This is a genomic window from Leptothoe sp. LEGE 181152 (genome assembly GCF_032906605.1).
In the GTDB taxonomy this organism is placed as follows: Bacteria; Cyanobacteriota; Cyanobacteriia; order Phormidesmidales; family Phormidesmidaceae; genus Leptothoe; species Leptothoe turfae.
Genome location: NZ_JASATU010000001.1, coordinates 72,120 through 96,532, shown reverse-complemented (window position 1 = coordinate 96,532; position 24,413 = coordinate 72,120). Strand labels below are relative to the sequence as shown.

28 protein-coding genes and 1 pseudogene are annotated in these 24,413 nt (G+C 48.5%); 21 read left to right on the top strand and 8 right to left on the bottom strand.

What is annotated here, in order from left to right; translation table 11 throughout:
- The first annotated feature begins 6 nt into the window (after positions 1–6).
- From QGP82_RS00435 to QGP82_RS00365, 15 genes are all read left to right on the top strand, one after another.
- Complete coding sequence (locus QGP82_RS00435) at positions 7–327, top strand: Mo-dependent nitrogenase C-terminal domain-containing protein (protein WP_499056609.1); 321 nt, start codon at positions 7–9, stop codon at positions 325–327.
- A gap of 40 nt (positions 328–367) precedes the next feature.
- Positions 368–3,175: a bifunctional nitrogenase iron-molybdenum cofactor biosynthesis protein NifEN gene (locus QGP82_RS00430; RefSeq protein ID WP_499056608.1), complete on the top strand. Its 2,808-nt coding sequence runs from the start codon at positions 368–370 to the stop codon at positions 3,173–3,175.
- 22 nt (positions 3,176–3,197) lie between these two features.
- Entirely contained in the window at positions 3,198–3,626 is a 429-nt protein-coding gene (gene nifX / locus QGP82_RS00425) for a nitrogen fixation protein NifX (protein ID WP_163659257.1), read from the top strand.
- Positions 3,623–4,114: a NifX-associated nitrogen fixation protein gene (locus QGP82_RS00420; protein WP_499056606.1), complete on the top strand. Its 492-nt coding sequence runs from the start codon at positions 3,623–3,625 to the stop codon at positions 4,112–4,114. Before nifX ends, QGP82_RS00420 begins: the two co-directional genes overlap by 4 nt.
- Before the next feature lie 62 nt (positions 4,115–4,176).
- Positions 4,177–4,398 (top strand): CCE_0567 family metalloprotein, encoded by a 222-nt coding sequence (locus QGP82_RS00415; RefSeq protein ID WP_163700763.1) that lies wholly within the window; start codon positions 4,177–4,179, stop codon positions 4,396–4,398.
- Entirely contained in the window at positions 4,395–4,712 is a 318-nt protein-coding gene (gene nifW / locus QGP82_RS00410; RefSeq protein WP_163659259.1) for a nitrogenase-stabilizing/protective protein NifW, read from the top strand. Before QGP82_RS00415 ends, nifW begins: the two co-directional genes overlap by 4 nt.
- A gap of 47 nt (positions 4,713–4,759) precedes the next feature.
- Positions 4,760–5,551 (top strand): HesA/MoeB/ThiF family protein, encoded by a 792-nt coding sequence (locus QGP82_RS00405; RefSeq protein ID WP_163659260.1) that lies wholly within the window; start codon positions 4,760–4,762, stop codon positions 5,549–5,551.
- 17 nt (positions 5,552–5,568) lie between these two features.
- Positions 5,569–5,787: a hypothetical protein gene (locus tag QGP82_RS00400; RefSeq protein ID WP_163659261.1), complete on the top strand. Its 219-nt coding sequence runs from the start codon at positions 5,569–5,571 to the stop codon at positions 5,785–5,787.
- 28 nt (positions 5,788–5,815) lie between these two features.
- On the top strand, positions 5,816–6,181 hold the full coding sequence (locus QGP82_RS00395; protein ID WP_006514496.1) for a HesB/IscA family protein: 366 nt from the start codon (positions 5,816–5,818) through the stop codon (positions 6,179–6,181).
- Positions 6,182–6,266: 85 nt separating this feature from the next.
- On the top strand, positions 6,267–6,566 hold the full coding sequence (locus tag QGP82_RS00390; RefSeq protein WP_006514497.1) for a 2Fe-2S iron-sulfur cluster-binding protein: 300 nt from the start codon (positions 6,267–6,269) through the stop codon (positions 6,564–6,566).
- 47 nt (positions 6,567–6,613) lie between these two features.
- Entirely contained in the window at positions 6,614–6,865 is a 252-nt protein-coding gene (locus QGP82_RS00385; protein WP_163697186.1) for a ferrous iron transport protein A, read from the top strand.
- 66 nt (positions 6,866–6,931) lie between these two features.
- On the top strand, positions 6,932–7,462 hold the full coding sequence (locus tag QGP82_RS00380) for a flavodoxin (protein WP_006514499.1): 531 nt from the start codon (positions 6,932–6,934) through the stop codon (positions 7,460–7,462).
- Positions 7,463–7,485: 23 nt separating this feature from the next.
- On the top strand, positions 7,486–8,157 hold the full coding sequence (locus QGP82_RS00375) for a class I SAM-dependent methyltransferase (protein ID WP_250564636.1): 672 nt from the start codon (positions 7,486–7,488) through the stop codon (positions 8,155–8,157).
- A 106-nt stretch (positions 8,158–8,263) separates the two neighbouring features.
- Positions 8,264–9,268 carry a cysteine synthase A gene (gene cysK / locus QGP82_RS00370; RefSeq protein WP_499056603.1) on the top strand — a complete coding sequence of 335 codons (1,005 nt, stop codon included), beginning with the start codon at positions 8,264–8,266 and terminating at the stop codon, positions 9,266–9,268.
- A gap of 12 nt (positions 9,269–9,280) precedes the next feature.
- The gene (locus QGP82_RS00365) at positions 9,281–9,550 is read left to right on the top strand and encodes a hypothetical protein (RefSeq protein WP_458789485.1); all 270 of its coding nucleotides are present in this window, start codon (positions 9,281–9,283) and stop codon (positions 9,548–9,550) included.
- Between the two features lie 226 nt (positions 9,551–9,776).
- On the opposite strand, the gene QGP82_RS00360 is transcribed toward QGP82_RS00365, so the two are convergent.
- A complete protein-coding gene (locus tag QGP82_RS00360) occupies positions 9,777–9,938 on the bottom strand; it encodes a hypothetical protein (RefSeq protein WP_499056602.1) in 162 nt (53 codons plus the stop codon).
- Positions 9,939–10,119: 181 nt separating this feature from the next.
- On the opposite strand from QGP82_RS00360, the gene modA reads away from it, so the two are divergent.
- From modA to QGP82_RS00340, 4 genes are all read left to right on the top strand, one after another.
- Positions 10,120–10,920, top strand: a complete 801-nt coding sequence (modA, locus tag QGP82_RS00355) for a molybdate ABC transporter substrate-binding protein (RefSeq protein ID WP_499056601.1) — start codon at positions 10,120–10,122, stop codon at positions 10,918–10,920.
- A 7-nt stretch (positions 10,921–10,927) separates the two neighbouring features.
- Positions 10,928–12,817 (top strand): molybdate ABC transporter permease subunit, encoded by a 1,890-nt coding sequence (gene modB / locus QGP82_RS00350; RefSeq protein WP_499056599.1) that lies wholly within the window; start codon positions 10,928–10,930, stop codon positions 12,815–12,817.
- 311 nt (positions 12,818–13,128) lie between these two features.
- A complete protein-coding gene (locus QGP82_RS00345) occupies positions 13,129–14,049 on the top strand; it encodes a helix-turn-helix domain-containing protein (RefSeq protein ID WP_499056598.1) in 921 nt (306 codons plus the stop codon).
- Positions 14,050–14,148: 99 nt separating this feature from the next.
- Complete coding sequence (locus QGP82_RS00340; protein WP_499056597.1) at positions 14,149–15,528, top strand: MATE family efflux transporter; 1,380 nt, start codon at positions 14,149–14,151, stop codon at positions 15,526–15,528.
- Between the two features lie 167 nt (positions 15,529–15,695).
- Here the strand turns inward: QGP82_RS00340 and QGP82_RS00335 are convergent, their stop codons facing one another.
- The 3 genes from QGP82_RS00335 to QGP82_RS00325 all read right to left on the bottom strand — a co-directional run bounded on the left by QGP82_RS00335 (position 15,696) and on the right by QGP82_RS00325 (position 17,632).
- A complete protein-coding gene (locus tag QGP82_RS00335; protein ID WP_163663170.1) occupies positions 15,696–15,914 on the bottom strand; it encodes a DUF2949 domain-containing protein in 219 nt (72 codons plus the stop codon).
- The gene (locus QGP82_RS00330; protein ID WP_163663168.1) at positions 15,911–16,231 is read right to left on the bottom strand and encodes a DUF1830 domain-containing protein; all 321 of its coding nucleotides are present in this window, start codon (positions 16,229–16,231) and stop codon (positions 15,911–15,913) included. Before QGP82_RS00330 ends, QGP82_RS00335 begins: the two co-directional genes overlap by 4 nt.
- Before the next feature lie 531 nt (positions 16,232–16,762).
- On the bottom strand, positions 16,763–17,632 hold the full coding sequence (locus QGP82_RS00325) for an alpha/beta fold hydrolase (RefSeq protein WP_163697176.1): 870 nt from the start codon (positions 17,630–17,632) through the stop codon (positions 16,763–16,765).
- Positions 17,633–17,901: 269 nt separating this feature from the next.
- On the opposite strand from QGP82_RS00325, the gene QGP82_RS00320 reads away from it, so the two are divergent.
- A complete protein-coding gene (locus QGP82_RS00320; RefSeq protein WP_499056595.1) occupies positions 17,902–18,774 on the top strand; it encodes a hypothetical protein in 873 nt (290 codons plus the stop codon).
- Between the two features lie 293 nt (positions 18,775–19,067).
- Here QGP82_RS00320 and QGP82_RS00315 read toward each other — a convergent pair whose 3' ends face one another.
- The 4 genes and pseudogenes from QGP82_RS00315 to recQ all read right to left on the bottom strand — a co-directional run bounded on the left by QGP82_RS00315 (position 19,068) and on the right by recQ (position 23,629).
- Positions 19,068–19,649, bottom strand: coding sequence for a Uma2 family endonuclease (locus QGP82_RS00315; protein WP_499056594.1), 582 nt, complete (start codon positions 19,647–19,649; stop codon positions 19,068–19,070).
- Positions 19,650–19,763: 114 nt separating this feature from the next.
- Positions 19,764–20,124: pseudogene (locus tag QGP82_RS00310) on the bottom strand (restriction endonuclease); the annotation flags it as partial.
- A gap of 12 nt (positions 20,125–20,136) precedes the next feature.
- The gene (locus tag QGP82_RS00305) at positions 20,137–21,276 is read right to left on the bottom strand and encodes a THUMP domain-containing class I SAM-dependent RNA methyltransferase (RefSeq protein ID WP_499056593.1); all 1,140 of its coding nucleotides are present in this window, start codon (positions 21,274–21,276) and stop codon (positions 20,137–20,139) included.
- Between the two features lie 142 nt (positions 21,277–21,418).
- Positions 21,419–23,629: a DNA helicase RecQ gene (gene recQ, locus QGP82_RS00300; protein ID WP_499056592.1), complete on the bottom strand. Its 2,211-nt coding sequence runs from the start codon at positions 23,627–23,629 to the stop codon at positions 21,419–21,421.
- 386 nt (positions 23,630–24,015) lie between these two features.
- Between recQ and QGP82_RS00295 the strand changes: the two genes are divergently transcribed.
- Complete coding sequence (locus tag QGP82_RS00295) at positions 24,016–24,348, top strand: slr0373 family blue light stress response protein (RefSeq protein WP_163663144.1); 333 nt, start codon at positions 24,016–24,018, stop codon at positions 24,346–24,348.
- Positions 24,349–24,413: the final 65 nt, after the last annotated feature.

Here is a 24,413-nt window from a genome sequence, read left to right as displayed (position 1 = left end):
GAACCAATGGCTATCCTCACATCTCACCCCCAACAACCCACCCCCGTCCTGGAGAAAACGTCTCAACGCACCAGTCTCCTTGGCCCACTACGTCGCTGGATTAATCAGATTCAGGTTACCAATTCCCGAACTGCCCATTTAATTTGTCGAGTCATTCCCAGTCATTGTCCGTTTGAACGAGATATTTCTCTTTTTGGGTACACCGTTCATATCCCGGCCCTCTGTAGACTTAACCCAGTTTACGAGGAAATTGTCGATCTGCGACTACGAGCATTGACCTACCTGATGGATGCCTGTGGCGAAAATATCTCCACCTATATTCGCTAAGGGATAACAAAACACTGTAACCTCCTCCTTCTTTATCGCCATGAAAATGACCTCTGGCAAAATCAATGAACTCCTGACCCAGCCTGGCTGTGAGCACAACCATAAGAAAGATGGTAAGGGCCAGAAAAAAGCCTGTCAACAGCAGGCACAGCCTGGTGCTGCCCAAGGAGGATGTGCCTTTGACGGGGCCAGTATTGCCCTGGTGCCGATCACCGATGTGGCCCATTTGGTCCATGGACCCATTGCTTGTTCAGGTAATTCCTGGGGTAGTCGTGGCAGTCTTTCCTCTGGTCCCAGGATCTACCAAATGGGATTCACCACTGATCTGAGTGAAAACGACATTATCTTTGGTGGTGAAAATAAGCTCTACAAGGCAATTCATGACGTTAAAGAACGCTACAGCCCCGCCGCAATCTTTGTTTATCTCACCTGTGTGACAGCGCTGATTGGCGATGACCTGGATGCTGTCTGTCAGGCGGCTAGCAAAAATTTTGACATTCCTGTCGTGCCGGTCAGTTCTCCTGGCTTTGTGGGTAGTAAGAATCTTGGTAACCGGATTGGGGGTGAAGCACTGCTAGAGCATGTTGTCGGTACTCGGGAACCTGAATATACCACACCCTATGACATAAATTTAATCGGCGAGTATAACATTGCCGGAGAAATGTGGGGCCTGTTACCGCTGTTGGAAAAGCTAGGAATTCGAGTGCTGGCTAAGATTACCGGTGATGCCCGATATAACGAAGTGGCCTGTGCCCACCGGGCCAAACTCAACGTGATGATTTGTTCTAAAGCCTTGATCAATATGGCCCATACGATGGAGGAACACTATGGGATTCCTTACATCGAAGAGTCAATTTATGGCATTGAAGATATGAATCGTTTGCTGCGAGAGATCGCGGCTAAACTAGGCGACTCTGACCTGCAGGCCCGTGTTGAGACTTTAATAAAAGAAGAGACCAGTAAACTGGACATTGCTCTGGCTCCCTATCGTCAACGTCTCAAAGGCAAGCGAGTTGTTCTCTATACAGGGGGTGTTAAAAGCTGGTCGATTATCTCGGCTGCTAAGGATCTAGGCATTGATGTCGTGGCCACGAGTACCAAAAAGAGTACCGAAGAAGATAAGGCCCGGATCAAAAATCTGCTGGGTAAAGACGGCATCATGATGAACAAAGGCAATGCTCAGGAACTCCTGAGGGTGGTTGCCAAAACTAAAGCTGACATGTTGATTGCCGGTGGTCGTAATCAGTACACGGCTCTAAAAGCGAGAATCCCCTTCCTTGATATCAACCAGGAACGCCACCATCCCTATGCGGGCTATCTGGGGATGATTGAGATGGCAAAAGAGCTGGATGAAGCTCTGCATAGCCCCATTTGGGAACAGGTGCGACGTGAAGCCCCATGGGATAGCGTTGGCGGAGCCTGGGATCAGCCTGGAGCTTCTCTGGCTCATCCTGCCCAGGCTTCCACAAAAGTTCTCTCCCGTAGAAAATCCGTCACTGTTAATCCCCTCAAGCAAAGCCAGCCTCTAGGTGCAGCTCTGGCCTACTTAGGCATCAAAGGCATGATGCCGCTCTTCCATGGCTCCCAGGGGTGTACCGCATTTGCCAAGGTCATGTTAGTACGCCATTTCCGAGAAGCGGTCCCTATGTCTACGACTGCTATGACAGAGGTCACCACAATTCTAGGCGGCGAAGGCAATGTGGAGACAGCAATCTTAACGCTATTGGAGAAAACCAAGCCAGCCATTATCGGCTTGTGTACAACCGGACTGACGGAAACCCGAGGCGATGATATGCAGGGAATCTTAAAGGAATTCCGGCAGCGTCACCCCGAGCTGTCCTCACTGCCCATTGCATTTGCATCGACGCCAGACTTTAAAGGAGCGTTACAGGATGGCTATGCCGCCGCTGTAGAGGCATTGGTACGGGATATTCCGGATAGTGGGCAAGACGAACTGCGACAACAGGGTAGCGATTCATTCTATACCTACGCTGTACCTGGTATGCCTTCCCAGGTAACGGTCCTGGCCGGTTCATCTCTAGCTCCTGGCGATGTACAGGCGGTTAAAGACATGGTGACGGCCTTTGGGCTCAATCCAGTGTTTGTTCCTGATCTGTCTAAGTCTCTTGACGGCCATTTAGCCGATAGTTACTCCGGTCTCACCAATGGAGGTACCACGCTTAATCAGCTGAAGTCGTTGGCCTATTCTTCATTCACCCTGGCGATTGGCAACAGTATGAAGCTGGCGGCTGAAATTTTGCAACAGCGTTTTGGTACTGAGTTCAGACTCTTTAATAGTCTCACCGGTCTGGGTGCTGTGGACAGCTTTTTACAAGAGCTTTCAGAGCTAAGTGGTCGCCCTGTGCCTGAAAAATTCCGTCACCAGCGTCGGCAGTTACAGGATGCCATCCTCGATACCCACTTTTTCTTTGGTCGTAAGCGAGTTGCCCTGGCGCTGGAGCCTGACCTGCTGCATAGGATTGCCTGGTGGCTGACAACCACGGGGGCTGAAATTCATGCGGCTGTGACGACAACTACATCCAAACTACTCAAAACCTTGCCAGCTGATACGGTTACTATTGGCGATTTGGAAGACTTTGAAGATCTCGCCCAGGGTGCGGACCTGTTAATTGCCAACTCCAATGCCAAAGCGATTTCAAAGCGCCTGGGTATTCCCCTCTATCGCCTTGGCTTCCCAGTATTTGATCGGCTTGGTAACGGTCAACGCTACACCGTCGGTTATGACGGCACTACTCAGCTTTTGTTTGATATCGGCAACATTTTTATGGAGGTCGATGAAACTGATGCCCATGCCCAGGTTCATGCCTGGCGAGAAGGTTACGTGTAAGTATGCACAAGGAGATTTAACGATGAGAATTGCCTTTGCTACCCAAGATTCGTTACACATCAATGCCCACTTTGGTTGGGCCCGACAGATCGATGTTTATGAGGTGGATACCACTGGCTACACTTTTCTAGAAGCGCTGAAATTTGAGGGTGATCTCAAGGAAGACGGTAACGAAGATAAGCTAGAGCCCAAGGTTAAAGCTTTGCAAAACTGCACCATTGTCTATGTTTCTGCGATTGGGGGTAGTGCTGCGGCCCGTCTGATTTGCAAAAATATTACTCCGATCAAGACCGGCTCTGGCAACGATGAAATTGGGGATGTACTGGCCCGTCTGGTGCAATCTCTCAAGCATAGCCCGCCACCATGGCTACGTAAGGCTTTGAGTAAAAACAAACCTGCTTTAACGTTTGATGATGACTTTGAAACCATTGAAGAGGAAGTAATTGTATGAGTCCTGTTGCTGCCACTGACCCAAAAACGACTGAATTAGATGCCGCATTAGTGATTGATAGTTCCCTATTCCTCAAGGCAATTGTTCAGCAGATTCGTGCTAACGATGCCTATGGCACCTATCGGAACTGGGCCGATGAGATTTTACTGAAGCCCTATATCATTCCTAAGAAAAAGCGTCGGACAATTCCGGTGGAAGGGGACGTTGATCCGATTACCATGGCGCGGATTATGGCATTCTATCGTGCGATCGCAGCTTGTATTGAGCAAGAAACCGGTCAGCTTTCTCAAGTGGTAGTCGACCTCAGCCACGAAGGCTTCGGCTGGGCACTGATCTTTTCTGGCCGCCTAATTCTAGTGTCCAAAACCCTACGAGATGCCCAACGCTTCGGCTTTGACACCCTAGAAAAGATGAACGCCGAAGGAGAAAAATTAGTCCAAAAAGGTATTGATCTAGCCCAGCGGTTTCCCGCCGTTTGTAACCTTTAGTCAAGCCTGCAGCCGGGTAGGGGCCGCTCTCCCCTACCTTTCCTTTATCATTCGTTTGTCCCATGCCCGAAACTACGACACCGACCACCCTTGACGATCTGAAAAAACAAATCAGAAGGCTAAATAGCAAAGCGGGCCAGATGAAAATGGACCTGCATGACATTGCCGAAGGCTTACCTACTGATTTAGAAGAATTGCCCACCGCTGCTGCTCGCACCTATGACATCTATTGTCAATTGCGTGAACTCAAAGAGCAACTCAAAACCTTGGAGGCCGATCAATGACAACGTTAACTCGTACCTTAGCTCAGTTTAACCAGCTCAAAGACGCTGAAGACTATTTTCAGTTTTTTGGCTTGGCCTATGACCCGCAGGTGGTCAATGTCAATCGTTTGCATATCTTGCGGAAATTTGCCCAGCTTGTCAAAGACGAAGATAAAGCCCAACCCGAAGAACAAAAGCTGAAAGCCTATCGCCAGGCCCTGCAAACCGCCTACGATTTGTTTTTAACCTCCTCTTCCGTGGAACAAAAACTCTTCAAAGTCTTCCAAGACAGACCGAAGAACGTAGTCATGCTCTCCGATATTACTGTGGAGTAATCCACTGCCCACTGCCCACTGCCCACTGCCCACCGCCCACTGCCACCATGCTCCTCTCCCTCTCCCCCACCGAACTCGAACGCTACCGCCGCCAAATGATGTTGCCTGGACTGGGTGAAGCTGGACAACGCCAGCTAAAAAACACTACGGCCCTGGTTACGGGGGTGGGTGGCTTAGGGGGAACAGCCGCTCTCTATCTGGCCGTAGCCGGAGTTGGTAAGCTGATCTTGGTACGCGGTGGCAACCTGCAACGGGAGGATCTCAATCGACAAATTCTCATGACCGATGATTGGGTAGGTAAGCCTCGTGTCTTTAAAGCCCAGGAAACATTGCACAATCTCAACCCTGACATCGAGATTGAGGCTGTGTGCGAATACGTTAGTGACAACAACATTGGCGTACTCGTCCAGCAAGCCGATATCGCCCTAGACTGCGCTTTTGATTTTAAAGAACGAGACTTGCTCAATAGTGCCTGTGTGCGATGGCAAAAGCCCATGGTGGAAGCTGCCATGAACAGCATGGAAGCCTATCTCACCACCATCGTGCCGGGACACACACCCTGTCTTACCTGTCTCTTCCCTGAAAAGCCAGACTGGGATCGCTGGGGGTTTGGAGTATTGGGCGCGGTGTCAGGGACCCTTGCTTGTCTGGCCGCACTGGAGGCAATTAAACTGATCACTGGCTTGGGCGAACCTTTGCTAGGGCAATTGCTAACTATGGATTTGGCCCGTGCCGAATTTGCTAAACGTCGCTCTTATCACGATCCCAACTGCCCTACCTGTGGCCAGATGACGCAGGTAGCTGATTCACTTACGGCTACTCCCATTTCATCCTGTTGAACTTGTTATCTTGAACCATGCCCTGGACTGCTCTCATCTTTTTGGGCCTTACTTTCATCTTCTGGCAGCTCCTAAAGTTTGTCTCTGACGAAGCTATTCGGTTTATCGCTAGTCTTGTTGCTGTAGCTTGTCTCGTAGTCGGTTTAGCCATTGCCCCGATTCTCTTAAAAAGTTTAATTCTTCTAGTTTTGCTGCTGACGCCCCCCATGGGTGCTCAAAATCGTAATTTCAGCTAGACCTGTCCACTCACTTTTACTCACCACCATGACTGTTACCCTTACCGAACTCGCCGAACTTCGTCTTCGTACGTTTGTTCGTGGCACTCCTGACTATACCCCCACGCGAGGTGTTCGTCTGGCGGTGAAAGACGGCGGCTGTAATGGCTACGAATACGCTATTAAAATAGCTGATGCTCCAAATCCTGATGATGAGATTACAGAATCAGGCAGCCTCAAAGTTTTTGTTGATCCGAAAAGTGCTCCCCTATTAGATGGGGTGGTGGTGGACTACATTGACAGTTTATTGGAAAGCGGCTTTAAGTTCACCAACCCCAATGCTACTGATACCTGTGGCTGCGGTAAGTCCTTCCAAGCGGCAGACTGTGGCCCCGCTGGGACTCCCTGTTCCTAGAAAAGCAGAGAAGGACAATTGATTTTTCTCGCATCTACCTCTCATCTTATCCAATTCTCACCCTCACTTATTAAGGAGACTTGTTATGACAACGTATCAGGTTCACCTCATCAACAAAAAGCGCAAAATTGATATTACAATTCCTGTCGATGACGATACATATATTCTAGATGCAGCAGAGGAGAACGATATTGAGCTACCGTTTTCCTGCAAGTCCGGAGCCTGTTCTAGCTGTGTCGGGAAAATTGTCGAAGGCGAAATTGATCAAGAAGACCAGTCGTTTTTAGAGGATGAACAAATCGATAAAGGCTTTGTTTTACTTTGTGTTGCTTATCCCCGTTCGGACTGCACGATTAAAACCCACATGGAGGCGTATTTAGTTTAGTAACGGTTAGCTGACGATTAACTTATTTAGGAGACTAGAGATTGGCCATGTTTACTAGGTTTACTGTATCTGGGGCTTCTCTTAAGGCATTAAAAGTTGGTGAACGTGGCGTTATTTCCCGGATTAGGGGCATTAACCCAGCCGTTGCCGACCAGCTCAGAAAATCAGGATTGTCTCCGGGCACCTCCTTAAGTTTAGAGCAGCGCTCTCCCCGATTTGTGGTTCGCACTCGCCAGGGTACAGTACCGCTGACCCAGGCTATGATTCAGTCGGTTTACGTACGGACAAAAGTCTCCTAAGAGGTCTGATACCTGACTTTGGTCTAGTTTATTTTAAATACTTTGCAAATTTTAGGAGTTGAAACCATGACAAAGATTGGCATCTTTTATGGTAGTACCTCGGGTACCACCGAAGAAATTGCAGAAAAACTTCAGGAAGAAATTGGCGAAGATATCTGCGATTTGTACAATATGGAAGAAGACTTTGATGATGTGGATGACCTGCTGAAATATGATTACCTGCTGCTCGGCTGCTCTACATGGGGGGCTGGAGAAGTGCAAAACGATTGGCGTGAACCCCTGTTTGATATGGAAGTCGACAAGCCCAACTTCTCTGGAAAAACTATTGCGCTCTTTGGCCCAGGTGATTGTGAAGGCCACAGTAAGCACTTTGTAGGTGCCCTAGGAATTCTCTATGATCAGTTTAAGGCCTTGGGAGCAAAGCTGGTGGGGGCTGTTTCTACTGAAGGCTACTCATTTGAGAAGTCCACTGCCATTCGAGACGGTCAGTTTGTTGGCTTGCCCCTCGATGAAATCAATGAGAGCGATAAAACAGAACAACGAATTGCCGATTGGCTAGAATTATTAAAAGCTGACTTTCCAGTCTTGGCTGCTTAACTGATGCTCCCGTGGGCACACCTATGATCATGTCTGACTTTTTGAATCGATGGCCCATAAACCCTGGGCCATCAGCCACCACTAATTCAACCCAGTTTCACCGTAGATGGGCCGATTATTATCAGGCCGTTGCCGGTCGCCCTCCCCGTGAAACATTGTTAACGGCCCTTGAACGTTTCTCGGCTGAGCCGTTGGCTAATGCGCGTAGGACTGCGGTGGATTTAGGCTGTGGTGACGGGCGTGACACGGTGGAACTGCTGCGACAGAATTGGCGAGTGATTGCCATTGACGGAGAATCTGAAGCGATTATTCGACTACGGCGGCGTTCGGATATTAATCGAACGTATTTAGAAACTCGCGTACAGCAATTTGAAGAGCTAACGCTACCACCGGACGTGGATTTGATCAACGCTAGCTTTTGTTTACCCATGTGTAAACCAGACTGTTTCCCAACGCTTTGGGAAGAAATTGTCATGGCATTAAGACCAGGCGGTCGATTTTGCGGACATTTGTTTGGCGATCGCGACTCTTGGACCATCTATGGCGATATAAATTTTCACACGCGCTCCCAGATTGAAGAATTGCTAAGTTATTTCAATGTGGAGCTTTTAGATGAAGAGGAACATCCTGGCAAAACCGCACTGGGCGAGGAAAAGCACTGGCATTTGTACAATATTGTTGCCCGCAAACGATAGGGTTTTCTGAAAAAAGTTAGAGGTGTACAGTTGTTTCACCAACACTGATGTAGCCTATAAGAGACTATTATCAAGGGATTGTCCCAACGAATAGGAGACCCCCCTTATGAAGGTTGCTAAAGATGTAACCCAGCTGATTGGCCAAACCCCCCTGGTACAGCTGAATCGAATTCCTCAAGCCGAGGGCTGTGTTGCCAAGATTTTACTGAAGCTAGAGGGCATGAATCCGGCAGCATCGGTTAAAGACCGCATTGGTGCCAATATGATCCATGCGGCTGAGGTATCAGGTGCGATCGCACCTGATCGGACTGTTCTAGTAGAGCCCACCTCCGGCAACACTGGCATTGCCCTGGCCATGGTGGCTGCGGCCAAGGGCTATCGCCTCATCCTAACAATGCCAGATACCATGAGCCTGGAGCGTCGGGCCATGCTCAACGCCTATGGGGCAGAGCTGGTGTTAACGCCGGGTAGTCAGGGCATGAACGGTGCGATCGCAAAGGCCCAGGAGATTACGGCTCAGCTGCCCAATGCCTTTATGCCCCAACAGTTTGAAAATCCAGCCAACCCACAAATCCATCGCGAAACCACAGCGGAAGAAATCTGGAATGATACCGATGGCCAGGTGGATATGGTAGTGGCCGGTGTTGGTACCGGCGGCACAATTACCGGTGTTGCCCAGGCACTAAAACTTAAAAAAGAGAGTTTTCGAGCCATTGCCGTAGAACCGACTAACAGTCCTGTACTATCGGGTGGCAGTGCCGGTCCCCACAAAATTCAAGGCATTGGCGCTGGGTTTATCCCCCCGGTGCTGCGGGTTGATTTAATCGACGAGACTGTCACCGTCACCGATGCAGCCGCTATTGACTTTAGCCGCCGTCTTGCTCGAGAAGAAGGACTACTGTCTGGAATTTCTGCCGGTGCTGCCCTGGCTGCAGCTGTTCAAGTCGGACAGCGTCCTGAAAATAAAGACAAGCTCATTGTCATCATTCAACCCAGCTTTGGCGAACGGTATCTAAGTACTGTTTTATTTAAAGAGCTCGCTCCGGCCTACCCGGCCCTGATACCTGACAGTCTGTCAGCCGCGTACCAAGCCCCTACTCCTGTTGCCTAAACCAGAGAACCTATGAACACTCCACCCAATCCACCCGAGCCGCGTCAGGCAATGTACTTGGGATTAATTGACCGACTGCTCACCTGCCCTAACGGAGAAGAACCCGAGATTCTTAATGCTGACCCTGACCTGTTAGATGCCGGATTTGTACAGGCTCTAATGCAGACTGCCAGCTATTTTGCCCACCAAGACAATCCTGATGCCGCTAAGTTTCTCGTTTTTATTGCCCGTGAGTTGGCTCACCAGCTAGGTCTCTATCCACAGACCCAACCCCAGGCATAAGAGACTTTGAGCCTGAGCTAAGCCTGAACCTGAGCTGAGTCTTAGGCTTAGCTCAGGGCGTTGAGTTTTGATAAACATTGGACACAACAACATTTACCCTGACCTTGCCGTAACTCCTGCCAAACCTGAATCTTGGTAATGAGCGACATCCCCCTTTCGGGGGGTGGGGGGGAGTTGAGGCCCCCACGAACAGGAGGGTTTCAGGGAGGAAAGCCCTGAGCAACCCCTATCGCGGTTGACCCATGCTTAATCGATGTATTGTGGGAGGGTCGGCACTTAGCAAAACCGGCTGCGTGGGGTCCCGCCGAGTTCCCCACACCCCCATGGCTAGGGCGTTCCGCCGCCCTAGAACCCAACGGAAAAACATCAGCGATATCCCTAATCGCATAGTTGAGTATCCGGCGAGGTGATTTAGAATTTTGCGCGCTGCGACAAAATTCTAAAAGGAGACATCATTCCATTCTTTGTTAGACAAAACGATCATAATTAAACTATGAGCTTAATTTTTAACAAGCCCTTAATAATGACCGTAGTCCACGTTCTTATTCCCATAACCCAGCGCCCTCCCCATGCAACGCCGTAAATGTCTCACCCTCTTTCTCACGGGTCTAGTCTCTGGGTCAGTTGCCGTGGGCTGTAGTCGTGAAGATCAAACCGTCGGCTCTGGTAGCACCATAACCCTTACGGTCTCTGCTGCGGCCAGTTTACAAGATGCCCTAGAGAAGATTATAGCCCCATTTACTGAAGCCCATCCCGATATCGCCATAGACTACAATTTTGCCTCCTCAGGAGCACTTCAGCGCCAAATAGAACAGGGGGCTCCGGCTGATATCTTTTTTGCCGCCGCCTCTCAACAAATGGATGCGCTTTCAGATAAAGGGCTAATTTTGCCTGATTCTCGTCAAGAATTGGTAACCAATCGTTTAGCCTTAGTGACTGCCATTGACTCAGCCCTAGACATTACCGATATCGCTGAGCTTAAGACCACGGATATAAACAGCATTGCCGTCGGAGAATTTCGCAGTGTGCCAGCGGGTCAATATGCGCAGCAGGCATTTCAACAGCTAGAGCTGTTAGACACATTGCAATCTAAGTTTGTCTTTAGCAACAGTGTCCGCAATGTTTTAGCAGCTGTGGAAAGCGGCAATGTTGAACTCGGCATTGTGTACGCCACCGATGCTGCGCTATCCCGTCAGGTTCAAGTATTAGCCACGGTACCCGAAGAATTTCATCTGCCGATTGTGTATCCAATTGCCATTGTCAGCAATAGCACTCAGCCTGCCGCCGCCCAACGGTTTATTGACTTTTTAACAACCGAGACCGCTCAGACAATGTTTACAGAGTTTGGCTTTAACGCAATTCGTTTATAACAATCCCATGCTGGATCTCTCTCCCCTTTGGATATCGTTGCGCATTGCGACGATTGCCACTGCTGTCACATTTTTTGTGGGCATTGCTGCGGCCAACTTTATGCACCACTATCGCGGTCGCGGTCGCGCCTTGCTAGACAGCATTTTACTAGCGCCCATGGTGCTACCGCCCACTGTGCTCGGGTTTTTACTACTCATATTGCTGGGCAAAAGGGGTCCACTGGGGATGCTGTTGACCAATGCTGGCATTAGCGTTGTTTTTACCTGGTATGCGGCGATTATAACCGCAACGGTGGTGGCGCTACCCCTGATGTATAAAACAACGTTGGGGGCGTTTGAGCAAATTGATAGTAATCTACAACAGGCGGCTCGCACCCTGGGTGCTTCGGAGCTAACTGTGTTTTGGCGCATCACTCTACCCCTGGCACTGCCGGGGCTGATTGCCGGGGCCACCCTCGCCTTTGCCCGCGCGCTCGGAGAATTTGGGGCCACACTGATGCTGGCGGGCAACATTCCAGGGCGAACCCAAACCCTACCCATGGCCATCTATTTTGCGGTTGAGGGGGGAGACTTTTATGAAGCGGCGATTTGGACCGGAGTGATCTTGATTGTGGCATTAGGGGCGTTGGTGTTAGTCAATCAATGGCAGCCAGGGCTAAGTAAAAAAGGAAAAAAGAGAGAAGAGAGTGTAAAGCTCAAAAGTAACGAAGTAGACGATACAGGGAAGACAACAGATCGGACATCTCCCAGTCCGCTGATGTATCCATCTACCTATTCATCTGCCGATGCACCAACGCTTTCTGTCAACCTCACAAAACACTTGCCAAACTTTACCCTCAATGTTTCGTTCACAACGGACGATCAGCCGTTAGGGCTATTGGGACCATCGGGGGCGGGCAAAAGTTTGATTTTGCGCTGTCTTGCAGGTATTGAGACCCCCGATGCTGGTCGAATTGTGTTAAACGGTCGGGTATTGTTTGATTCAGAAAACGGCATTAATGTACCTATTTGCGATCGCAAAATCGGTATTCTATTCCAAAACTATGCCCTGTTTCCCCACCTGACCATTGGGCAAAATGTGGCCTTTGGTCTACATCGCAAGCTGCCACCGGATCAAATTCAAACCGTTGTTGCCCAGCAGCTAGCAGCCGTTCATCTAGGGACATTGGCAAACCGCTATCCCCATGAACTATCAGGTGGACAACAGCAGCGAGTGGCCCTAGCCCGTGCCCTGGCCAGTCAACCTGAAGTCCTCCTGCTGGATGAACCCTTTTCTGCCCTCGACACCCATCTACGTGACCAGATTGAACATCAGCTCATCGACCGACTACAGAGCTATCGCGGCATTACCCTACTGGTGACCCATAATTTAGAAGAAGCCTATCGCATGTGTCATCGGCTGCTGGTATTAAATGGAGGAAATGCCATTGCCCATGGCCCCAAACATCTCATTTTTGAGCAGCCGCGCACCGTTGGTGTCGCTCAGCTCACAGGCTGCAAAAACTTCTCACCCGCCATTGCCCACGGCACACATCATGTTGAAGCCCGTCACTGGCAGTGTATTCTCGAAACCGTTGAACCGCTGTCTGCAAATCTCACCCAAATTGGTATCCGCGCTCACCAAATCGATTTTCTTGCCCAGGGATTTGGCAGAGAACCTGTAGACAGCCCCACACCCCATGCCAACACGTTCCCCTGCTGGCTGGCTGCCACCAGTGAAACTCCCCATCGGATGACCCTATACTTAAAACTCCATCATCCTTCAACAGGGAAGCAAGATTATCATTTACAGGCTGAAGTATTTAAAGAAAAATGGGCGGTGCTTAAAGATCAGCCCATGCCCTGGACAGTTCATTTAGACCCTCTGCGGTTGATTCTCTTGGAAGGGGAAAATTGAGATTAGCAAAGCGGGTTATTGTAAGCTCAAGCGTACTATATGGATAATAGGTAAGGACTTGTTGAAAATTAAGCTCATCGTTTGATTATGGCTAGTTTTCCTAAGATGTCGATTACCTTAGAGATATTGGCGTGGTATGGGTTACGGCAAAGTTAGGGGAAAGGTTAAACTCTTCAAACCATAAAATTGTTTCTTAACAACTCCTAACCTGAAGACCTGTTAACGTGAGACTACCTCTTTAAGTCTAGGTATTAGACGCTAAATCGCTGTATCCTGTAGGGCATCATGAATCTTGTAACCTGCTAGATCCTGTGACTGACCGCCGAACGCTAGCCATTGACTTTACTCAAGAGACATCTGTACTTGATGTCTATCCTGATAAACCCCTGCTTTCTAGCAAAGACTTATCTTGGCAAGGAATTCATCTTGGCTACTATTGTCAACCACCTCACGAGACGCCAGAGTATCGGCCAAAGCAGTGTTTGATCAGCATCCATCTCGGTCAGCCACTGACCCTACAGCAGACCTGGAAAAACGGACTCGCTACTAACGAATTTCAAACCTATGGTAGCGTTAGCATCTATCCAACAACTCACTCACTCAAAGAGACTTGGAACGCAGATGCAGAATATGTTGAGATTTACCTCACCCCTACACTATTTTCGCAAATTGCCCATGAATCGCTTGATGCAGATCGTTTAGAAATTCTGCCTCAACCTAATATCCGAGATCCGCTAATTCAACAGCTTGGTCTCTCGCTCAAGACGGAACTAGAAAGTAGGCACGTTGATACATCAGCAATAGAAGCTAACAAGACTCGCCTGTTAGCTGAGTCCATATCCTCAGTACTGGCCATTCACTTGATCAAGACATACTCATCACAACTGCCAGTGATCCGAGACTATTCAGATGGGTTGCCCAAACACAAGCTGCAGCTCGCGGTCGACTATATTTATACAAACCTAGCGACAGATCTCTCTCTCGGCGAGCTGTCTCAAATGGTCGGTATGAGCATGCACCATTTCTCTAGACTGTTTAAGCAGTCCTTGGGGTACTCCCCTTATCAGTACGTTTTAAGGTGTCGCGTTGAGTGGGCCAAGCGGCTGTTACTCCAAAGGAAGCTAAGCATCGCAGACGTTGCACTGACAGTTGGGTTCTCCAGCCAGAGTCACTTGACACAGCACTTTAGACGTCACGTTGGCACTACACCGAAGCGGTTTCTCAAGCAATAGCAAGAACCTGATAAAAAGCGCGAAGAGCTGATATACCCGTCTTTTTAAGGTTCGTATCTTAAAGACACACCATACTTAGATACAAACTTTAGAGACATCGTGGCTATTATTTTATCTTCTTCGGTTCGAACTGAAGTGCGATCGCTATTCAAGCTGGCCATTCCCCTCGTGAGTGCCCAAATGGCCCAGGCTGCGACTGGCTTCGTCGATACTGTTATGATGGGCCATTTGGGATGGAAAGTTTTAGCAGCGGGCGGCCTTGCCTCTTTCACCTTCCAAGTGGTTCTCAACACAATCAGCGGCGTGGTCATGGGGGTAAGCCCGCTAGTGGCTGAAGCCTATGGTGCAGGTTGCAAAGCTCGCATAGAGCAGGTAACGAGACAGGGGCTTTGGTTGACAGTAGGCGTATCGGTTTTAGCGATGTGGGCACTCTCCCAGGCCAACACCCTTATGCTATGGCTAAGGCAAACACCAGAGACAGTCACCTTAGCGAGTAGCTACCTCGACTTTATTTTGTGGGGTCTGTTTCCTGCCGTTGGTTTTGCGATGCTCAGAGGCGTAGTATCCGGACTGTCCCAAGCTCGCATGATTATGGTGATCGTGATCGGCGGGACACTCTTCAACATTATGGCCAACTATGTTCTAGGCTTTGGTAAGTTCGGCTTTCCACGGATGGAGCTAGCAGGATTAGCCCTAGCGAGTGCGCTCTCCTGGTGGGGCATGTTCGCTGCGCTGATCATCTATTTACTCAAGCATCCAGAACTAAAAGCCTACCGTTTATTTCAAACGTGGTATCGCCTGAGAATAGATCTGTTGAAAGTGCTGCTCGTGGTTGGGGCACCCATTGGTGTCTCTATTTTCTTTGAGTATGGTCTAGTTCTAGCAATAACTTACCTGATGGGAATTCTAGGTACGGATGTTTTAGCCGCCCATCAGATTGCGCTGCAGACGGGGCTGATGGTTTTCATGATTCCGTTGGGTATGTCATTTGCCACAACTGCCCGAGTCGGTCAGTGGTTTGGTCGCCGCGATCTAAAGGGAACTGAGCGAGCAGAGCGCACTAGCATTGGCATTATCTTTGTCACAGCAGTCTTAGTGGCCAGTGCCTTAATAATCTTTCGCGAACCGATCATCGGACTCTACATAGACGTTAGCGAGCCTGAGAACAGAGAAGTTCTACAACTAGCGGTGCCGATGCTCATCGTAGTGGCCATTGGTCACATCTTTGACGCCGTGCAAAAGACCACATTAGGTGCGCTCTATGGTCTTCAAGATACTCATATTCCAGCAATAGTCGGTATCGCTGCGTTTTTAGGCGTCGGCTTACTGAGCGGCTATATGTTGGGCTTTATTGTCGGCTTTGGTGGTGTGGGGCTATGGAGCGGCTATTACTTGGGTAGTATCACGGCTGCTGCGATCTATATCTGGCGCTTTAAGCGATTAGTTACTAAAAAAGCTGATAAGACAACTGTTGCTTAAGAAAACAACATTAAAGAGCCAAGCACCCAATGGCAAAAATTTAGCAGCGATTGCATCCACCCATCGACTCATCCACAAGTGTACGTCGACTAGCCACCAGCCATCTGCATTAGATGCATGAGTACACCTAATGCAGGACGACCCGCAATATCACCCAGAAAACGTTCCTAAAACTGGGCCCTATTACCAGCGCCATAGGTAGAGGCCAGCAGATCAAAGGTTTGATCAAGCTGCTCCAGGCTAATCAACCCATACTGCCATAGGACTATGGGAAAGAGACTGGTATCTTGATCGCTTTGTTGTAACGCTGATGCGATAGATTTCTCTGGAACAGCAAGCTCTTCCCGTAAAAATTTGAGCAACCGGGTATTCGGAAATATCTTCATCGGTTGTGGTCCCCTTGATATGCTAGACGGTGACAAGGAATCTTGTCAGACAAAATTGAGCTAATCGGAGAGCCCGTATGAATTTCTAAGTGATCATTTCGATCGGCTTCAAAGATAAGCCTGGTCTGAGGCATGACCATTCGTTCGAGAAAATTACTAGAGACATTTGCCACCCGAACAATCTGAAATTGTGTGGTGCTGTTGATGTAACAACATTGAATCTGTTCGCTTGCCTGAGAGTAGTTTAATGGTGGTTTTCCTTGGCAGGACGATTGGGCAATGGTTGGATTAAATCGCTTTTTTTGAATTACTTTCATAATGTTCTCTCAGTTGCTGGTCCAGTCTTGCGAGCAAGAAAACATAGGTCAGCGGTTTTCTGCGTTAAGAAGACATGGAACAAGCAATTTCAGTGAGGTGGTTTTTGCACGCTGACTAGGGGAAGGATATGGTAGAACCGTTGACTACCAATGGGTTAACCCTAAGTCAAAATGTATGGATTGGGTGTTGATGGATTTTGACAACTAACTTTGCAATAACTGAAAAACAATAATCTGATCGATTGATCGAACAAAATGTTTCTACTTTTGCTGCGATCACAAAACGTCTCACACCATTTGGGGATAGTACTCTAACAATCCACACCTGTCGAGTGACAGGCGTAACTATTGAGCCTGGTACCTCACTTTAAACAACATGACCTTTGTTTAAAGTAATAGTCACTACTTTAACAACAAAAATATTGCTTAACATGAGCAATATTTGTAAACTTTTGTAAAGATATTGTTTGTATAGTCCGACGGTAATCCCCCGTATCCCAGATCCAAAAATAAAATGCGACAGTATGACCTTTACCACAGAAATTTTAGTAGGGCTGAGGTGAATTCTTCGGGAGCATCCTGCTGTATCCAATGGGATGCATTTTCGATCGGTTTAAAGACGGCACCTGGAATCTCTGTTGCTAACTGCTGACCATCCTCTGCTTTTTGCCAGGGGTCATCCATTCCCCAAAGAAGCATGGTCGGTGCGGCAATGTTTTCGTGACGATCAACAAGGGCCATCGTCTGATTAGCATTCAAGGCTGAGGCATTGCGCAGCAGACTAAGTTTTCCCTCTGGGCTAGCCCAAGGGGCAATGATGCCTTCTCTAAAGTCAGCGGTTAATCGGTCAGGGTGAGAAAGGCCCATGGCCAGACTTTCTTCTAGCGCAGCGATTAAGTCGTCAATGGGGCGTGGTTTCCATCGCAGCGGATGACCAAAATCGAGCATGTCGTCATCAAAACGGTCATAGCAGACGGAGTTGCTAATCACCAGTTGGTTGACTACCTGGGGATGTTCGATCGCCAGAATTAGCGCAACGGCTCCCCCCGTATCGTGACCAACGACATGGACTTGAGACAGTGCCAGTATTTTTAATAATTCAAGGATCATTCTGGCCTGATCTTGAAATGAGCGGTCAAAGCGATCGCGTCTATCTGACCACCCATGGCCTAAAAAATCGGGAGCGATCACTCGATAGCCAGCCTCGACCAAAGGTGGAATCACCTCATGGTAAAGATAGCCCCACGTGGGAATCCCATGCATCAACAGAATGGTGCCGGTTTGATCGGTGCCCACATCCACATAGCGAATCTTTACTGGAATGTGAGCTGCGGTGTTGGTAGGCAATTCGACTTCTTTCTGAGTATTCTTGTAGTCTTGCCAGGTAGTCCAAAATGTCATGGGAATAACCGTCAACCTCCTCCATTATATTGGGGCGACCGTATGTTAAAGGGCATCGAAGGTCAGTAGTAAGTAGGTCAGTGTACTCTTTTGTCAAATGCAAATAAGCTGTTTAACGTCTTAGAATTGTCCCCAACCCCATGCTTGACCTATGCCTATGGAACCGTGGAGAAACTACGACCTTCTGCTGAGGGTAAACTGTGATGTGCCGAGGCCCACTACTTTGTGGATATTTTTAGTTTGACAACATCTCTAGGGAATTGGAATTGATGAAAGGGTATTTGTACGTAGCAGCGGGTGAGCGATTTGTTCGCGAAGCCATAGGTTCCGCCCGAAGTTTAAGGCATGTCGATGAAAATGCTCAGATTGCCTTGGTGACAGACCAGCCGATTGAGAGTGATGCCTTTGATCAGGTGATTGTACGGCCCACCACCACTGAAACCTACAATCATGGATTGTTGTACAAAGTTCAGCATCTCTACCATTCGTCTCCCTACACTGAAACTCTGTTTATCGATAGTGATACCTATATTTGTGAAAATATTAGCCATATATTTGATCTGTTAGATTTTTTTGATGTTGCGATCGCACAAGATCCAACAGATGTAAATCGAGCCAAATCTCCCCAATCCCTACAGCGCTTAAAAGCTTCGGATCTGTACAATACCGGAGTGATTCTTTATACAAAAAATGAGCGTAATGATCACCTATTTGACCATTGGCTAAAAACTTACCAGACGAAGTTAAAGCAATCGACCCTGGGCAAAGAAAACGACCAAACATCCTTCATGGAGGCCTGGTTAAAATCAACCTCTAAAATCTATGTTCTTTCCCATGCCTGGAATGCGAGAACACCGTTCTTCTTCACCCTAAATCAGTCGGTCAAAATTATTCATGGCAGACATCCAAACTACGAAGCCATCAAGGTAAAGCTAAACAAACCCCACCCTTCAAGACATCGATGCTGGCTCCCTGTGCATCAAAAATGTGTGATGAAAAAATCAGGCTGGCTCTATCACATTAAAACCTTTGGCAGTCAATGGAAACATCGAATTTTAAGGGCAATGGAGCAAGCTAACAGCTGGCGGCGTTCCCAACCCGATACATTCATAAATTTTGTATTTCATGAGCTTTGCAAATAACGAAAATCCTTAATATTTTGGCTCATAAAGGACACTATGCATCTAGGTCATCTAGGAATTCTGATGTTGGATCAACACCTGTAATGAGTAACTGATCGCGAGGCGGACGTCATCTAGCCAGTCGGTGGGGACGCCATAGGCGAGTAAGTCATCATCGGGAACTTCGCCATAAAGGAGAGGTTTTTGTTGTGGAGGTTTGTTTTCGCCTTGTTTTTCTCCTAGTTGAGAGTGTTTGCTAACTCAAAGTCCCCCTTAAAAAGGGAGGGATTAGAGACTGTCGGTGGCGGACTGCATTATTGTTCATCAAATTCCACCGCCTCATAAAGTTCCGCCAGGGCTATCTCCACGCCAACAGATTCCAACCGAAAGCTAGCCTCTAACCCTCGATACTTAGTCAATAACCATTGGTTTGCCGACTGCTTGACATAGTGATCCACCTGGGGCCGATACTGATCGATCAGCACATATTCCTCAAAACTTTCGATAGTGCGATAGGCTTCAAACTTGTCACCCCGATCATAATTTTGAGTAGATTTTGAGAGCGTCTCCGCAATCAAAATAGGGTTCATCACCGTATCCTTGCGACCAGGATGTAGTTCTAGTGGCTTGGGGACAACCATCACATCCGGATAGGTGTAGAGTTTCAGCGCCGGTATCCACAGTCGCTGATCGGTCACAAAGATACTGTAGGGCTGTTTACGCAAACTAGCCTTGAGCAAAAAAATGAACATGCCAGTAATTTCGTTATGCTCCGGTGTGCCCCCTGTCATTTCAACAATTTCCCCATCACGAAATTCACTGCGCGTATCCGCGTCGACTTCTAGGGCCAGATATTCTTCAGCCGTATAGGTTTTAGCCACAGTTGCAACGGTCATAGCTTAATTCCTCCTACATCGGTCACCTGCTTTAGCGTCGTCTTAATCAAACGCCCAAACTTAGTCTCGATCAAACGACTAAAATCCGCCTCAATTTCAAAAACTTCTGTAAACTCCGCAAATGCCCATCTTAATGGCTCGTTTAATTAACTCACAAACCTTATTCGCAATATCTTGATACATCAGCTGGGCTGTTCGGGTGTTGCCTGTCAGCTGCTTTGTCAGATGGAATAAAATCGTAGACTCTCTGATATCGTCCAGGTGCTTTACAGTCAAGTCCGCTCCTTCACCGAATGCCTTCATTACGAGTGACTGAAGGGCCTACCATGTCAGGGATTAGCTCCAGCACTGAGTTCGGACTGAACGTAGCGGTTAGTCGAGTATCTGGCAGCTCTACCCGGTAGCCTTCCACTCGGGGAAATTGATTTTCTAGATGATCGCGATCGGGTCGGACCGCTTTCACATGCACCGTTTGGTACAGCGTCTTTTAATACATTTCGTATTTCAAAAACTGACAGGGAATAGAACCGTTATAGATGGGGATTTTTCGGGCTGTTCTGAGACCAATACACTTGGTTAGTGCTTTATTGCCACTGAGAATATAAGCGGTCCAACCCTTAAAACGCTGTTTGAGAATATCCCCCATGAGTTTATAAAATGGGGCCAGATTTTCAGCTTGGCCCAGACGTTCTCCATAGGGGGGATTGCAGATCAGGATACCGCTGTCGGCAGGCGCTTCAATATCGGCAAAGTCAGTGTAGTTAAATTCAATATGCTCAGCCACACCGCTGAAATCAGCATTGGTGCGGGCATCGGTGAGAATATCCAGGTCGCGATCGCATCCCACTACGGGTACCCCCAGTTCTGTCTTCCGCCGTTTCTTCGCTTCTTCCACCACCCTCTGCCAGAGCGGCTGATCATAATCAGGCCAGGTTTGAAACCCAAACCCCTGGCTTGTCTGATCACGAAACAACCCCGGCGCAATCCCCATGGCCTGTAACGTCGCCTCAATGGGCAATGTCCCCGAACCACACATGGGGTCAAGAAATGCTACATTACCAGACCATTCTGTTAACTGCACTAGAGCAGCTGCAAGAGACTCTTTTAGAGGTGCTGTACCCATGGCAGGTCGGTAGCCACGGCGATGGAGACTACTGCCAGAACTATCTAAACTAACGGTGGCTTTATCATCTTTGATGTGAACATTGATCTGCACGTCAGGAATTTCAGTATCCACATCGGAACGCTCTCCATGGCGGTCCTGCTGCTGATCGACGATGGCGTTTTTTACCTGTAGTGCCGTGAAGTGGCTATGGTTCAGACGATCGTTTTTACCGGTGGCTTTTACGGCCAAGGTTTGGTCAGGTGATAGGTACTGCTCCCAGTCGATACGTTGGATACCGCGATAAAGGGCATCGCTGTCGCGGCAGGGCACATGGGCAACGGTGACCAAAATCCGAAAGGATAATCGGGTCCATAGATTAATGCTGTAGAGACGTTTGCGATCGCACCGAAAAGCTACCCCACAAAATCCAGGCTCTACCCCTTCAGCGCCCAGTAGCTCAAGTTCTTGGGCAGCCAGCTCTTCTAGACCACGGGCTACGGTAGCAAAACAGTTGAACAACATAGCGGCACAGGCGTCTTAACGCGCCAAATAATAGGTGAAGCCTATCAATCATGCCTTAGGATCGTGGAGGTTTTATATGAATTTTGCCCTTTGCTTACAATCAGGGACCTTCGTCATAGCCAATATCTCAACAGGTTCTAATTTAAGTCCCATGCTGGCTTTCCCATGCAGCCCTAACTAGACGAATTTCATTATAGTCAAAGGTTTCGCCAAGTTCATCACGGATAGTTCTTAAGGAATGGGAGCCTACTTTTTCAATGGCTTCAAAGATTGGCACCTGGCGTTCTGGTGATACTAGGGCGTTGAGATCGACATCTTGGCCCATTTCAATTAGCTGATTTAGATGTTCGATAATTGTGCCCAAGCGTAACCCTCGATCCAGGGCAATTTCGGATGGAGATAGCCCCTGCTGGTGGAGCTGATGGGTGATGATATAGGTGGATGTTAATTCGCTAGACGATCGGCGTGTCTCTGGTATGGCAGAGGAGCCAGTAATGTTGTTATTGGGTGTCAGATTATGGGACTGGCAAAAGTGCTGGATCTCCTGGGTAAACACCTGACCATATTGCTCAAGCTTACGTCTGCCCACACCGGAGATGGTGGCGAATGCATCGGTTGTAACGGGTCGCTGCTGGGCCATTTGTCTGAGGCTGGCATCGGCAAAGACAATGTAGGGGGGCACCGATTGTTCATCAGCTAGCCGTTTACGTAGACCGCGTAGTTGCTCCAACAACAGAGTTTCGTCAGCGTTAAGCTGGACTTCGTCGGTGGCCTTAGTGGCCTTGGTAGATTCAGCTCGTTTAAAGACGTGAATATTGACCGGGATCTCTTTTTTTAATACTTGCCAGCTACCTGAGTTCAGCTTAAGAACAGAATAGCCATCGGTTGTTTCTGATACTAGTTCCTGGTGTAAAAGAGACCGACATAGCTGTCGCCAGTCATCCACACTATGGTCTTGACCAATGCCATAGGTAGAAAGCCGATCGTGCCCCAGCTCCACCAATCTCTTTTTGCGAGAACCGCGCAGCACATCGATAATGTGATTCATGCCAAATCTCTCTTGGCAGCGAGCGACACAGGAGAGAAACTTCTGGGCTTCAATGGTCCAATCTTCTAGCGGTACAGGATTCAGGCAGTTGTCACAGTTCTGGCAGTCTCCAGGAAAACTCTCACCAAAGTAGCTGAGCTGAATTTTACGGCGGCAGACCGCACTCTCAGCATAGTTAATCACATGGCGCAACTGCTGACGAGCAATCCGCTGTTCTTGCTCATCAGGCTTTTGACTAATTAGATACTCAACGGTAGCCACATCAGCGTAGCTAAAGAAAACGGTACAGTTGGCCGGATCGCCATCACGCCCGGCTCGCCCCGATTCTTGGTAGTAGCTTTCAATGGTACGTGGCAGGTCGTAGTGAATGACAAATCGCACATCGGGTTTGTTAATGCCCATGCCAAAGGCAATGGTGGCCACAATAATGCGCACATCATCTCGAATAAACTGCTCTTGATTTCCCTGGCGTTCCTTCGCACTCAGACCAGCGTGATATGGCAGGGCAGAGATCCCATCTTGCTTCAGACGAAACGCAATTTCATTAACCCGTTTTCGGCTCAGGCAATAGATGATACCGGCCCCCGACTGCTGTTTGGCCAGCTTCAATAAATGGTCATAACTCTGTTTTGTCTTTGGCGTTACCTCGTAATACAGATTTTGTCGGTTAAACCCTGAGACAAATACCTGAGGGTCGTTGAGGCGTAGCTGTTGAATAATGTCTTGCCGAACGCGCTCAGTGGCGGTGGCTGTTAATGCCATGACAGGCACTTGGGGGAACTGCTGCTTCAGCTGAAAAAGCTGGCGATACTCCGGTCGAAAATCGTGCCCCCATTCCGAAACACAGTGGGCTTCATCAATGGCAAAAGCACTGAGGCCAACGGTTTGCTGTATTTGTTCCAACAATGGCCAAAAACTGGGATTCATCAGGCGCTCAGGGGCAAGGTAAAGCAGCTTGATGTCGCCCCTGAGTAGCGCCTGCTCGCGATCGCGCACCTCGTTGAAGGTCAAACTACTGTTGAGAAACGTAGCGGCAATGCCATTGTCCGCCAGGCTACGCACCTGATCCTGCATCAAGGCAATCAGGGGAGAGACCACAATCGTTACCCCTAAACGCAGTAGGGCCGGTAGCTGATAACACAGAGACTTACCTCCACCTGTGGGCATAATTACCAACACATCCTGATTTTTTAGGACTTGCTCAATGATGACGCGTTGGTAATGGCGAAAGTCGTCATAGCCAAAGAAGTGTTTAAGAGCAGCCTCTAAAGACGGAAACGATGCGATGGTCGGTGCGCTAGCCATAGATGCATAGAATTCATCGGCTATTTATTTTAGTCGCCGTGGGGTAAATGCCAACGGGGGATGTTGACTAAAATTAGAACTTGATACTGGTTCACGTCTGCATTCTAAAAGTCAGTGCTTTTGCCGAAGTGAGTCGATATCTAAGGGATTTCTCCCACTCCCCATTCCCCATTACCTACCCCCTGCTCCCTACATTTCCAGCAAAATACCTTGATATCTAAGGGATTTCCCTATATTTACCCTTCATTTTTGCCATTACTTTGTAAAGTAATGTGAACGTTTTGACGTCAAAACGGCTTGACGGCTTGACGGCATCAAATAAGGTCGGTATGTTTACTCCATGGGTAAGATGCCCCACGAATTAACTTCTATTTATTAAGGTTGATATGCAAGGTAAGCAGAAGGTCACTCTTTATATGCACGATGACCTGCACCGTCAGCTCAAGATTCGCGCTGCGGTAGATGGAGAACCCATGTCTACCTTGGCTGAGCGGGCAATTGGGTTTTATCTGAATCACTCCGATGTTGTCGAAGGGGTTCAGGGTTCCGCCCACTTGGTGTACGAATGCCCCGCTTGTACGACTTCTGTGGTGCTGAGAGATGGTGACCTGATGGCGGTTGATGCTCACGCCGACTTGCATGCAGAATCTTTGACTGAGGTGCCTGACGTTGTGCCTAGCTCGGTGCGTTCTGACGAAGGGGAGTTGGTGCCCTGTTAAGTGAAATCTGTAGCCCTTGAGTTGCGGTTTTAAGTTGTAACCGTATTTCTATTGGGTTTAGTTAG